The sequence below is a fragment of the Achromobacter ruhlandii genome, from assembly GCF_902859695.1.
GTDB classification, from domain to species: Bacteria; Pseudomonadota; Gammaproteobacteria; order Burkholderiales; family Burkholderiaceae_B; genus Achromobacter; species Achromobacter ruhlandii.
Map to the genome: position 1 here is coordinate 26,213 of NZ_CADIJL010000029.1, position 12,590 is coordinate 38,802.

Genomic DNA, 12,590 nt, shown 5'->3' on the forward strand with positions numbered 1-12,590 from the left:
GGGAGCCTTGCATGGCAAAGTTTTTTATCGATAGACCGGTTTTCGCATGGGTGATCGCGATCGTGCTGATGATGGCCGGCGCGTTGTCCATCCTGAAGCTGCCGGTTTCGCAGTATCCGAACATCGCGCCGCCGGCCATCGGCATCGCGGTGACCTACCCGGGCGCCTCGGCGCAGACGGTGCAGGACACCGTGGTGCAGGTGATCGAGCAGCAGATGAACGGCCTCGACGGCCTGGAGTACATCTCCTCGGAAAGCAACGCCGACGGCAGCATGTCCATCACGCTGACGTTCCGTCAGGGCACCAACCCCGACACCGCGCAGGTGCAGGTGCAGAACAAGCTGTCGCTGGCGCAGCCGCTCTTGCCGCAGGAAGTGCAGCAGCAGGGCATCCGCGTCACCAAGGCCACCAAGAACTTCCTGATCGTGGCGGGCTTCGTGTCCACCGACGGCACGATGACCAAGGACGACCTGGCCGACTACGTCGCCTCGTACGTCCAGGATCCCATCAGCCGTACGCAGGGCGTGGGTGACTTCCAGCTGTTCGGCTCGCAGTACGCCATGCGCATCTGGCTGGATCCGGCCAAGCTGGTGAACTACGGCCTGACCACGGTCGACGTGGTCAACGCCATCAAGGAACAGAACGTCCAGGTGTCGTCCGGCCAGTTGGGCGGCCTGCCCGCGGTGCGCGGCCAGCAGCTCAACGCCACCATCATCGGCCCCTCGCGCCTGGAAAAGCCGGAAGACTTCGGCCGCATCCTGCTCAAGGTCAATGCCGACGGTTCCCAGGTGCGCCTGGCCAACGTCGCCCGCATCGAACTGGGCGGCCAGACCTACGCCATCGACAGCTACTACAACGGCAAGCCCGCCTCGGGCCTGGCGATCAAGCTGGCCCCCGGCGCCAACGCGCTGGATACGGCGCAGGCGGTGCGTGACACCATCAACAACCTGAAGCCGTACTTCCCGCCGGGCATGGACGTGGTCTACCCGTACGACACCACCCCGTTCGTCAGCCTGTCGATCGAGGAAGTGTTCAAGACGCTGGTGGAAGCCATCATCCTGGTGTTCCTGGTGATGTACCTGTTCCTGCAGAACTTCCGCGCCACGCTGATCCCGACGCTGGCGGTGCCGGTGGTGCTGTTGGGCACCTTCGGCGTGCTGGCCGCGTTCGGCTATTCCATCAACACCCTGACCATGTTCGGCATGGTGCTGGCCATCGGCCTGCTGGTGGACGACGCCATCGTGGTGGTGGAAAACGTCGAGCGGGTGATGGCCGAGGAGGGCCTCACGCCCAAGCAGGCCACGCGCAAGTCCATGACCCAGATCACCGGCGCGCTGATCGGCATCGCCATGGTGCTGGCCGCGGTGTTCATCCCGATGGCCTTCTTCGGCGGCTCCACCGGCGTGATCTATCGCCAGTTCTCCATCACCATCGTGTCCTCGATGGTGCTGTCGGTGATCGTCGCCATCGTCTTCACGCCGGCGCTGTGCGCCACGCTGCTCAAGCCCATCCCGAAGGGCCACCATGGCACCAAGCGCGGCTTCTTCGGCTGGTTCAACCGCAGTTTCGACCGCAGCAGCCACGCCTACGCCAATACCGTGGCGCGCGGCCTGGGCCGCACCAAGCGCCTGATGGTGGTGTACCTGGCCATCGTCATCGCCATGGGCTGGCTGTTCACCCGCATCCCGACCGCGTTCCTGCCGGCCGAGGACCAGGGCATCCTGTTCGCCCAGATCCAGACGCCCGCCGGCGCCACCGCCGAGCGCACCAAGGCCGTCATCGACGAGGCCACCAACTACCTGCTGACCGAAGAGAAGGATGCCGTCACCTCGGTGTTCGCGGTCAACGGCTTCAACTTCGGCGGCCGCGGCCAGAACGCCTCGATCCTGTTCATCAAGCTGCGCGACTGGGAAGACCGCGGCGCGGCCAATCTCAAGGCGGCCGCGGTGGCGGCGCGCGCCAATGCGCACTTCCGCAAGACCGAGCGCGACGCCCAGCTGTTCGTGGTGCCGCCGCCTTCGGTGATGGAACTGGGCAACGTCGACGGTTTCGACTTCCAGCTGATGGACCGCGCCGGCGTGGGCCATGAAAAACTGCTGGCCGCGCGCAACCAGCTGCTGGGCGAGGCGGCGCAGAGCAAGATCCTGCAGGGCGTGCGCCCCAACGGCATCGAGGATGCGCCGCAGTACCAGCTCGACATCGACCGCGAAAAGGCGCGGGCGCTCGGCGTGGCCGTGTCGGACATCAACAGCACGCTGTCCACCGCCTGGGGTTCGTCGTACGTCAACGACTTCATCGACCGCGGCCGCGTCAAGAAGGTGTTCGCGCAGGGCGAGGCCTCGGCCCGCATGCTGCCCGAAGACCTGGACAAATGGTACGTGCGCAACAAGGATGGCGACATGGTGCCGTTCTCGGCGTTCGCCAAGGCCACCTGGAGCTTCGGCCCGCAGAAGCTGAACCGCTACAACGGCGTGCCTTCGTACAACATCCAGGGCGGCGCGGCGCCGGGCTACAGCTCGGGCGCGGCCATGGACGAGATGGAACGCATCGCCAGCAAGCTGCCCACCGGCGTGGGCTTCGAGTGGACCGGCATGTCGTACGAAGAACGCCTGTCGGGCGCCCAGGCGCCGGCGCTGTACGCGATCTCGCTGATCGTGGTGTTCCTGTGCCTGGCGGCGCTGTATGAAAGCTGGACGATTCCGTCCGCGGTCATGCTGGTGGTGCCCCTGGGCATCATCGGGGCGCTGGGCGCGACGCTGCTGCGCGGCCTGTCCAACGACGTGTACTTCCAGGTGGGCCTGCTGACAACGATCGGGCTGGCGGCCAAGAACGCCATCCTGATCGTGGAGTTCGCCAAGGAGCACTACGAGGCCGGGGCGAGCCTGACGGAATCGGCGATCCACGCCGCCCGCCAGCGCCTGCGCCCGATCCTGATGACGTCGCTGGCGTTCATCCTGGGCGTGGTGCCGCTCGCGATCTCCTCGGGCGCCGGTTCGGGCAGCCAGAACGCCATCGGCACGGGCGTGATCGGCGGCATGCTGACCGCGACCTTCCTGGCCATCTTCTTCGTCCCCGCGTTCTTCGTGATCATGCTGCGCCTGTTCAAGGTGGAACGCATGAGCGCGCGACGCGATCCGCACGACCCCAGCGCCAACGACGCGCAGGACGTGTCCGTCGAAGGAAAACCGCAATGAAGCTGCAGATGAGAACCCTGGTTTCCCTTTCCCTGGCGGCGGCCCTGGCGGGCTGCTCGCTGGCCCCGACCTACGAACGGCCCGACGCGCCGATCTCGGCGGCCTATCCGGCCGGCCCGGCCTACAAGGCCGATGCCGCCGGTCCGGTGGCCACCGCCGACATCGGCTGGCGCGACTTCTTCGCCGATCCCTTGCTCCAGCAACTGATCGAGCAGTCGCTGGCCAACAACCGCGACCTGCGCGTGGCGGCCTTGAATGTCGAGGCCGCGCGGGCCCAGTACCGCATCCAGCGCGCCGACCTGCTGCCCAGCGTCGGCATCGCCGGCAAGGAAACCGCCCAGCGCACGCCGGCCGACCTGTCGCCCAGCGGCCAGGCCACCACCAGCCACAACTACCAGGTCGGCGCCGCGCTGTCCTCGTGGGAGCTGGACCTGTTCGGCCGCATCCGCAGCCTGAGCGACAAGGCGCTGGAATCGTACCTGGCGCTGGACGAAACCCGCACCGCGACCCAGCTGACGCTGATCGCCGAAGTGGCCAACGCCTACCTGACGCTGCGCGCCGACCAGGAGTTGCTGAGCCTGACGCGCGACACGCTCAAGAGCCAGGATGATTCCTACAAGCTCACCAGGCAGAGCTACGACCAGGGCCTGTCCACCGCGCTCGACCTGAGCCAGGCCGAAGTGTCACTGCGCACCGCCCAGCGCAACCTGTCGCAGTACACGCGCCAGGCCGCGCAGGACCGCAACGCGCTGGTGCTGCTGGTGGGCCAGCCGCTGTCGCCGGAAATCTCGGCGGCGCTGGACAACGCCGTCAAGCTTGACGACGGCATGCTGCCGACCGCGCTGCCGGCCGGCCTGCCATCCGAGCTGCTGGCGCGCCGTCCGGACATCCGCGCCGCCGAGCACCAGCTCAAGGGCGCCAATGCCAACATCGGCGCGGCCCGCGCCGCATTCTTCCCGACCATCAGCCTGACGGGCAACGCCGGCACCGCCAGCGCCAGCCTGGGCGGCTTGTTCAACGCGGGTTCGGGCGCCTGGAGCTTCGTGCCGCAGATCACGGTGCCGATCTTCGCCGGCGGCTCGCTGCTGGCGGGCTTGGACCTGGCCAAGGTGCAGAAGAACATCCAGATCGCGCAGTACGAGAAAACGATCCAGACGGGATTCCGCGAAGTGGCCGACGCGCTGGCCGGCCGCGGCACGCTGGACGAGCAGATCCAGGCGCAGCAACTGCTGGTGGCCGCCAACCAGCGCGCCTATGACCTGTCCGAGCAGCGCTTCCGCCAGGGCATCGACGACTACCTGACGGTGCTCGATTCGCAGCGTTCGCTCTACACCGCGCAGCAGTCGCTGGTCGATACGCGCCTGGCGCGCCTGTCCAACCTGGTCACCTTGTACAAGGTGCTGGGCGGCGGCTGGACCGAGCGCACGGTCACGGCGGCGCAGCCCGCGCCGGACGCCGCGCCTGCTGCCGACGGCCAGCGGAGCTGATCCCCGGGGCAGTCCGACAGCATGAAAAAAGCGGGCCGATCGAAAGATCGGCCCGCTTTGCGTGGTGCGCGCGCGGCGCGTCAGGTGCGTTTCTTGGCGATCAGGCCGACCACGAACAGGACGATGATCGCGCCGACCACCGAACCGATCCAGCCGGCCGGTTCGCCCGGGGCGTACCAGCCCAGCTTCTGGCCGAGGAAGCCGGCCACGACGGCGCCCACGATGCCCAGTATGGTGGTCATGATGATCCCCATGTTCTGGTCTCCGGGCATGATCGCGCGGGCGAGCAGCCCGACGATGAAGCCGACGATGATCATGATGATGATGCTCATGCGCGTACTCCTTGCGAGGGTGAAGGGCGATGTGCCCTGATATTACTCACGCGCGCGGCTTGCGGGCTGTAACAACTGGTGTTTGGCGCTGGCGCGCAACATGCCGCGGCCTGTCGCCATGCAGCAATGTTGCATGCGGCCTTACGAAGTCAGGTCGATCAACTGGCGCAGGTCCTTGGTCATCGCTTCGATGCTGTCGGTGTCCGAGGCCAGCAGGCGGGCGCGGCCCTGATTGTCGAAAATGTACACGCCACGGCTGTGCGTCACTTCGTACTGGTCGGCGTCGTCGCCGGGGCGGGGCTTTTCGATCTGGTAGGCCACGCGGTAGCGGCGCGCCAGGTCGGCCACCTGCTTTTCGTTGCCGGTGACGCCGATGGCCTGGTTGTTGAATGCATTGACGTAGGCCTGCAGGATATCCGGCGTGTCGCGGTGCGGATCGACGCTGACGAACACGATGCGCACGTCGCGCGCCTTGTCGCCCAGGTTCTGCAGCACCGCCGTTAACTGCGCCATGGTGGTGGGGCAGATGTCCGGGCAACTGGCGTAGCCGAAGAACAGCAGCACGGTCTTGCCCTTGAGGTCGTCGCTGCTGACGGTCTTGCCGCCGGCGCCCGGCAGCGAGAACTTCAGATCGGGCAGGTGGCCCTTGACGTTGTAGAGCGTCCAATCGACATTGCGGTCGCCGCAAGCGGCAAGCAGCATGCACAGGGCCAGGAAAAGACCGCGCCAGGCGCGTCCGGTAAGCAGGTGTCGCATGGGTTCCATCGCCGGTTGGGGGATAAACCCGTCGATTCTACCCGCAGGCGCGGGCCGGCCCGGCGGCGGTGCGCGGCCAGGTTTGTCCTGGCGCAAGGACGCGCCGGCTCGGCGGGCCGGCCCGCGTCGCGCGGCAATTGTGAAGCTTTGTCGGAATATTGTTGGAGATCTGGCAAAACGGCTCACGTGGTCCGTCGCCGCCCGCTAAATTCAGGTCCGTGTCAGTAATGGCGAGGTCTCCCTCATGCGCTCCACGGCCAATCATGCGCTGGGCTATCCCTATTTTCCGTACTACCCGGTGGTGCTCGACATCCTGCGCAGCCGCCTGGCGGACCGCGTGCTGGACGCGCCGTGCGCCCGCGGCTGGCTGGGCGACATGGCGCGCCGCGCGACCGGGCGCGAGGTCGAGGTCGATGGCATCGGCCCGGCCACGCCGTCGGCGTCGGCCAGTGGCTACCGTCGCCTGACCGTGCATGACCTGGACACGCCGTTGCCCGCCGCCATGCCGTATGACGCGGTGGTCTGCAGCGAGGCGATCCACGTGGCGGCCAATCCAGGCGTGTTGATGCGCGGCTTCCATGACGCGCTGCGCCCGGGCGGCACTCTGGTGCTGACCACGCCCAATGCCGGCCACGTGCGGGCGCGCTTGCAGGCGCTGGTGCGCGGCGTGCCGGCCGATTCCGGGAACGAGACGGAGCGGGGCGACAACGCCGCGTTGTTTCCCTGGGGCTTTGCGCAGTTGCACCGGTTGCTGGCGCGTCATGGTTTCCGCGACATCACCTTGCATGCGGTTGTCGAGGGCGGACAGCGGCGCTGGCTCGACCGGCTGCTGGGCTGGCAGGCGCGGCGCTACTGCGAGGCTCGTCGCAAGCGCGCCCAGGACGAGGACAGCCGCCACTTCTGGCGCCAGGCGGGCTCGGACCCGTCGGTCCACGGGCGCTGGCTGGTGGTGTCGGCGCGCCGTGCGGGGGCGGGCTAGCGTGACCGGAGAAAATACCCCCACGCTGCGCCGCGGCGCGGGTCGCTGCCCCCCAAGGGGGCATTTTTGCCTTGGGGCGGCCCTGCGACAAAAAAGGCCCGCTGATCAGGCGGGCCGGGGCGGTGCGCGGACGGATCAGGCCGCGCTCATGCCGCTGTGGCGCAGCAGCGCATCGATGCGCGGGGCGCGGCCGCGGAAGGCGGCGAACGACTCGGCCGCGGGACGCGAGCCGCCGACGGCCAGCACTTCGCGGCGGAAACGCGCGCCGGTGGCCGGATCGAGCGTGCCCAGGGCGTTGCCGGCCTGCCTGGCCGCGGCTTCCTCGAACGCCTCGTAGGCGTCGGCCGACAGCACCTCGGCCCACTTGTAGCTGTAGTAGCCGGCGCCGTAGCCGCCCGCGAACAGGTGCGAGAAAGCATGCGGCAGGCGATGCCAGGCCGGCGGAAACAGCACCGCGACCTCGGCGCGCACTTCCTGCAGCAGGGCCAGCACTTCGCTGATGCTGGCGCCCTTGGCGCGGTCGTGCATCAGCATGTCGAACAGCGCGAACTCGATCTGGCGCACGGTCTGCATGCCGCTCTGGTAGTTGCGGGCCGCGACCAGGCGGTCGTAGAGCGCGCGCGGCAGCGGCTCGCCGCTGTCGACGTGGGCCGACAGCTTCTGCACCACCGCCCATTCCCAGCAGAAGTTCTCCATGAACTGCGAGGGCAGTTCGATGGCATCCCACTCGACGCTGGCGAAGGCGGCGGCGCCGGGCTCGTCCACTTCCGATAGCAGCGCGTGCAGGGCGTGGCCGGTTTCGTGGAACAGGGTGATGACGTCATCGTGCGTCAGCACGGCGGCGCGGTCGCCGTTGGGGCGCGAGAAATTGCAGGTCAGGTAGGCGATCGGCGTCTGCACGCGGCCGGCGACCACGCGGCGGGTGCGCTCGCTGTCGACCCAGGCGCCGCTCTGCTTGCCGGCGCGGGCGTACAGGTCCAGGTAGAGGTAGCCGATCAGGTCGCCCTGGGGGCTTTCGACGCGCACGCCGCGCACATCGGCATGCCACGACGACACCGGCGTTTCGGCCAGGCGCACGTCGAACAGGGTCTCGATGACCTCGAACAGGCCGGCCAGCACGCGCGGCTCGGTGAAGTACTGCTTCACCTCGTCTTCGGAGTAGGCGTAGCGCGACTCGCGCAGGCGCTCGGAGGCATAGGCCACGTCCCACGGCTGCAACTCGGCCAGGCCAAGCTCGGCGGCCGCGTAGGCCTTCAGCTCGGCCAGGTCGCGCTGGGCGTAGGGCTTGGCGCGGGCGGCGAGGTCGCGCAGGAAGGTGGTGACCTCCTTGGCGTCGCGCGCCATGCGCGTCTGCAGGCGCAGCGCGGCGAAGGTGCCCAGGCCCAGCAGGGTGGATTCCTCGGCGCGCAGCGACAACAGTTCCTCGATCAGGGGCGAGTTGTCGAACCGGGCATCGCCCTGTTCGGACGCCACCGTGCCGTAGCCGCGATACAGCGCCTCGCGCAGCGAGCGGTCCTGCGCGTACTGCATGACGGGCAGGTAGCAGGGCATCTTCAGCGTCAGCTTCCAGCCCGGCTTGCCGTCTTCCTCGGCGGCGGCGCGCGCGGCGGCCCGCACGTCGGCGGGAATGCCGGCCAGGCGGGCCTCGTCCTCGATCAGCAGCGACCAGGCGTCGATGGCGTCCAGCACGTTCTCGGAGAATTTCTGCGAGGCCTGCGCTTCGCGGTCGGAAATCGCGGCGTAGCGCTCGCGGTCGGCGCCGCGCAGTTCGACGCCGCTCAGGCGGAAGTCGCGCAGCGCCATCTCGACGATGCGGCGGCGCACCGGCGACCACGAGGCGAAATCGGGCGCGGCGGCCAGGCGCTGGTACTGCTGGTACAGGCCTTCGTGCAGGCCGACCCAGGTCGAGAACTCGGTCACCAGGGGCAGGGCGGCGTTGTAGGCCTCGCGTAGTTCAGGGGTGTTGACCACGGCGTTCAGGTGGCCGGCCACCGACCACGCGCGCCACAGCCGCTCGGACGCGGTATCCAGCGGCTCGACCACGGCTTCCCAGGTGGGCGCCAGCGCCGGATCGGCGGCACGGTCCACGGCCTGGCGGGCGATGCCCAGCAGTTCCTCGATGGCGGGCACCACGTGGGCGGGCTTGACCGCCTGGTAGTCGACCAGTTCTGAGACGGGGGCGAGCAAGGGATTCTGGGTCATGGTGTTACCAATAGCGTGAGAGGAGGGCGGGCAGCAAGCGAGCGCGCCGGCAGGCATAAGGATCAGGTTGGGGCGGCAGGTCGAAAAGCAAGGGCCGGCCCTGGGCGCGCCCGGTTCCGCGCGGCGGGCCCAGAGACGACTGTGGGTTTGCCCCCGGCCCCCGGGAGGGCGCGGGACAAACCCACAGGGGTGCCACGGCGGGGCGCGGGACCGGTCTTCAGGCCGCGGCCCGTTCCGCCGCTTCGACGGTGTTGACCAGCAGCATGGCGATGGTCATGGGGCCGACACCGCCCGGCACGGGGGTGATGGCGCCGGCCACCTGGCTGGCGGAGGCGAAGTCGACGTCGCCGCACAGCTTGCCGTCGGCGCCGCGGTTGATGCCCACGTCGATGACGACCGCGCCGGGCTTGATCATCGAGCCGTCGATCATGCCGGGCTTGCCGGTGGCTACCACCAGCACGTCGGCGCGGCGGGTCTGGGCCGCCAGGTCGCGGGTCTTGGAGTTGCAGATCGTGATGGTGGCGCCGGCGGCCAGCAGCAGCATGGCCATGGGCTTGCCGACGATGTTGCTGGCGCCGACGATCACGGCCTCGGCGCCGCGCAGGGCCACGCCTTCCGATTCCAGCATCTTCATCACGCCGTAGGGCGTGCAGGGGCGGAACAGCGGCTGGCCGGTCATCAGCAGGCCGGCGTTGCTGACGTGAAAGCCATCCACGTCCTTCTCGGCGGCGATGGCTTCGATGACCTTGTGCGCGTCCATGTGCTTGGGCAGCGGCAGCTGCACCAGGATGCCGTGGATGGACGGATCGCGGTTCAGCTTGTCGATGCGGGCCAGCAGTTCGGCCTCGGTCATGTCGGCGGGGTACTGTTCCTTGACGGAATGCAGGCCGGCCTTCTCGCACGCCGCGACCTTGTTGCGCACGTACACCTGGGAGGCGGGGTCTTCGCCCACCAGCACCACGGCCAGGCCGGGGCGGGTGCCCTTGGCGGCCAGGGCGGCGACGCGTTGGGCGACTTCTTCGCGAATGCGCTGCGACAGGGCGGCGCCATCAATAATCCTGGCGGACATTAGGCAACCTCCGCGCGGTGCGCTACGGTATTCGCCTTGGGAACGGCCCGGCGGCTCATGCATGCGCCTCCGGTTTGGCCAGGGCCACTTTCATCAGGTCGGCAACGGTGGTCACTTCAAGTTTTTCCATGATGTTGGCGCGGTGCGCCTCGACGGTCTTGATGCTGATGCCCAGGTCGTCGGCGATCTGCTTGTTCAAGCGGCCGGCGACGATGCGCTCCAGCACCTGCTGCTCGCGCGCGGTCAGGCGCGCCAGCATGGCTTCGTGGTCTTTCTGGGCCTGGTGCTTGCTCACGCGCTGCGTGGCCTGCTCCAGCATGCGCGCCACGATTTCGCGCAGATCGGATTCGTTGAACGGCTTCTCGAGGAAGTCGACGGCGCCCTTCTTCATGGTCGACACGGCCATCGGCACGTCGCCGTGGCCGGTGATGAAGACGATAGGCAGGGGGGCGTTGCGGGCGATCAGTTGTTCCTGCAGCTCCAGGCCGCTCATGCCGGGCATGCGCACGTCGGCGATCAGCACGCCGATCTGGCTGGGGTCATAGTCTTCCAGGAACGACTCGCCGCTGGCGTAGGCGCGAACCCGGTAGCCATTGGCCTCCAGCAGCCAGCGCAGCGAATCGCGGACCGCTTCGTCGTCGTCAACAATGAATACCGTGCTCGACAGGTGGGGCGTGTTCATGCGTGCAACTCCTCGGACTGATCATTCTGGGCCTGCGTCTGGGACGCAGCGCAGGGCAGGGTAAAGCGGAAAATAGTACCGCCGGCGGGGTTCGGGTCCGCCCACAGGCGGCCGTGGTGCGATTCGATAATGGTACGGCAGATATTCAGTCCCATGCCCAGGCCCTGGGTCTTGGTGCTGAAGAAGGGCTCGAACAGGCGCTCCGGCTCGGCCAGGCCATGGCCGCGGTCGACCACCGCGACCTCGATGTGCTGTTCGTGCAGGATCACGGCCACCTTGAGCTCGTCGGACTCGCTCTTTTCCATGGCTTCCAGGCCGTTCTTGAGCAGGTTCAGCAGCACCTGTTCGATCAGGATCGGGTCGGCCAGCACGTCAGGCGCGTTCGACGGCACGAAGCTGTCGATGCGGATGCGGCGCTTGCGGGCGTCGATCTCGGCGAAACCGATGGCGTTGTCGACGATGCGGCCGATCGCCACGCGCTGGCGGCGCGGCTCGCTGCGCTTCACGAATTCGCGGATGCGGCTGATGATCTTGCCGGCGCGCTCGGCCTGCGAGGCGGCCTTCTCCAGCGCCGGCAGCAGCATATTGGGGCTGGTGTGGCCGGCCTTGACCAGCGCCACCGCGCCCATGCTGTAGTTGGCGATGGCGGTCAGCGGCTGGTTCAGTTCGTGCGCCAGCGACGAGGCCATCTCGCCCATGGTGGTCAGGCGGCTGGTGAGCTGGATCTTTTCCTGCTGCACGCGCGAGGCTTCTTCGTGGGTGCGGCGTTCGGTGATGTCGCGCGCCACCTGCATGCGCACGCGGCGGCCGTCGGTCCAGGCCAGCATGCGGTGGTGCACTTCGAACCAGCGCTGCACCGAGGGCGCGAAGACTTCCACGGATTCATCCGTGAAGCGGCCGCGGCGGCCGGCCAGCAGCTCGTCGTGGCCGCCGGTCTGGGCGCCGAACACGCGGCGGTAGGTGCGGTTGGCGAACAGCAGCTCCAGGCCGTCGTGGGTGTCGGCGGTGACCGAGATGGCGTCGTCCAGGCCTTCCAGCACCGTCATGAAGCGCTCGTGCGCGGCGGTCAGGGCCTCGCGGATGCGCTTGGGCTCGGTGATGTCGGTCATCGACGTCATCCAGCCGATCTGGTTGCCGTTGGGGTCCAGCAGCGGCGACACGTACATGCGCGCCGTGAAGCGCGAGCCGTCGCGGCGCTGGGCCTCGACTTCCAGGCCGCTGCTGGGCGTCTTGCCGGACATCAGCACGTCCAGGGTGTGCTGGTGCTGTTCATGGCGGCCCGGCACCCAGTAGGGGAAGGGCGGGCTGCGGCCGATCAGGTCGGCCTCGTTCCAGCCGATCATGCGGCAGAAGGCCGGATTGACGTAGGCGATGCGGCCCTCCATATCCAGCACGCGCATGCCGGTGGACATGGAGTTCTCCATGGCGCGGCGGAAACCGGTCTCGGCGATCAGGGCGGCCTCGGCGGCGGAACGGAAGCGCGTATAGCGCCACAGCATCAGCAGGCTGATGACGATCACGCACGACAGCGCCAGCACCACCCAGATCAGGCGCTGCTGCCGCATTTCCTGGTCGATGGTCACGAACATGACGCTGTCGTCATGGATGCGCTGCAGCCAGAAGAACACCCCCATCACACAGATATAGAGGATCAGCACCATCGCGGGCGTGACCCAGTACACCCCGCGGCGGCGCGTGCGGGCGTGGTCGTGGAACGGTGTGGGTATATTGGACTTGGGCGCGCTGGACATGTAGTTTGGGCCGGATAGGCCGGGCATTTTTCGTCGCCGGGCCGCCTCAAGATGAAAACGCCCCGGCTGGGGCAGCAAGCCGAAGGCGCGGCGTGGGGGGCATTTTAGTGCGTGTCGGCGGGGAATTGCCGGGAATCA

At 68.0% G+C, this 12,590-nt stretch carries 9 protein-coding genes; 3 read left to right on the top strand and 6 right to left on the bottom strand.

Going from position 1 to position 12,590, the window contains the following annotated elements; translation table 11 throughout:
• Window positions 1–11: 11 nt before the first annotated feature.
• Together HV742_RS25375 and adeC are read left to right on the top strand one after the other, a co-directional pair.
• The gene (locus HV742_RS25375; protein ID WP_054504140.1) at window positions 12–3,194 is read left to right on the top strand and encodes an efflux RND transporter permease subunit; all 3,183 of its coding nucleotides are present in this window, start codon (window positions 12–14) and stop codon (window positions 3,192–3,194) included.
• Window positions 3,191–4,681 carry an AdeC/AdeK/OprM family multidrug efflux complex outer membrane factor gene (gene adeC, locus HV742_RS25380; protein WP_175146671.1) on the top strand — a complete coding sequence of 497 codons (1,491 nt, stop codon included), beginning with the start codon at window positions 3,191–3,193 and terminating at the stop codon, window positions 4,679–4,681. Before HV742_RS25375 ends, adeC begins: the two co-directional genes overlap by 4 nt.
• 80 nt (window positions 4,682–4,761) lie before the next feature.
• Here adeC and HV742_RS25385 read toward each other — a convergent pair whose 3' ends face one another.
• Window positions 4,762–5,013, bottom strand: a complete 252-nt coding sequence (locus tag HV742_RS25385; RefSeq protein WP_049074432.1) for a GlsB/YeaQ/YmgE family stress response membrane protein — start codon at window positions 5,011–5,013, stop codon at window positions 4,762–4,764.
• A 141-nt stretch (window positions 5,014–5,154) separates the two neighbouring features.
• The gene (locus tag HV742_RS25390) at window positions 5,155–5,769 is read right to left on the bottom strand and encodes an SCO family protein (protein ID WP_020927313.1); all 615 of its coding nucleotides are present in this window, start codon (window positions 5,767–5,769) and stop codon (window positions 5,155–5,157) included.
• Between the two features lie 244 nt (window positions 5,770–6,013).
• Here HV742_RS25390 and HV742_RS25395 point away from each other — a divergent pair, with 244 nt between their 5' ends.
• The gene (locus HV742_RS25395; protein WP_175146672.1) at window positions 6,014–6,748 is read left to right on the top strand and encodes a class I SAM-dependent methyltransferase; all 735 of its coding nucleotides are present in this window, start codon (window positions 6,014–6,016) and stop codon (window positions 6,746–6,748) included.
• 135 nt (window positions 6,749–6,883) lie between these two features.
• On the opposite strand, the gene HV742_RS25400 is transcribed toward HV742_RS25395, so the two are convergent.
• From HV742_RS25400 to HV742_RS25415, 4 genes are all read right to left on the bottom strand, one after another.
• A complete protein-coding gene (locus HV742_RS25400; protein WP_063583434.1) occupies window positions 6,884–8,950 on the bottom strand; it encodes a M3 family metallopeptidase in 2,067 nt (688 codons plus the stop codon).
• Between the two features lie 217 nt (window positions 8,951–9,167).
• Window positions 9,168–10,019: a bifunctional methylenetetrahydrofolate dehydrogenase/methenyltetrahydrofolate cyclohydrolase FolD gene (folD, locus tag HV742_RS25405; RefSeq protein WP_020927317.1), complete on the bottom strand. Its 852-nt coding sequence runs from the start codon at window positions 10,017–10,019 to the stop codon at window positions 9,168–9,170.
• A gap of 55 nt (window positions 10,020–10,074) precedes the next feature.
• Window positions 10,075–10,701, bottom strand: a complete 627-nt coding sequence (locus tag HV742_RS25410) for a response regulator transcription factor (RefSeq protein ID WP_020927318.1) — start codon at window positions 10,699–10,701, stop codon at window positions 10,075–10,077.
• Window positions 10,698–12,452: a PAS domain-containing sensor histidine kinase gene (locus HV742_RS25415; RefSeq protein WP_020927319.1), complete on the bottom strand. Its 1,755-nt coding sequence runs from the start codon at window positions 12,450–12,452 to the stop codon at window positions 10,698–10,700. The genes HV742_RS25410 and HV742_RS25415 overlap by 4 nt, the downstream gene beginning before the upstream one ends.
• Window positions 12,453–12,590: the final 138 nt, after the last annotated feature.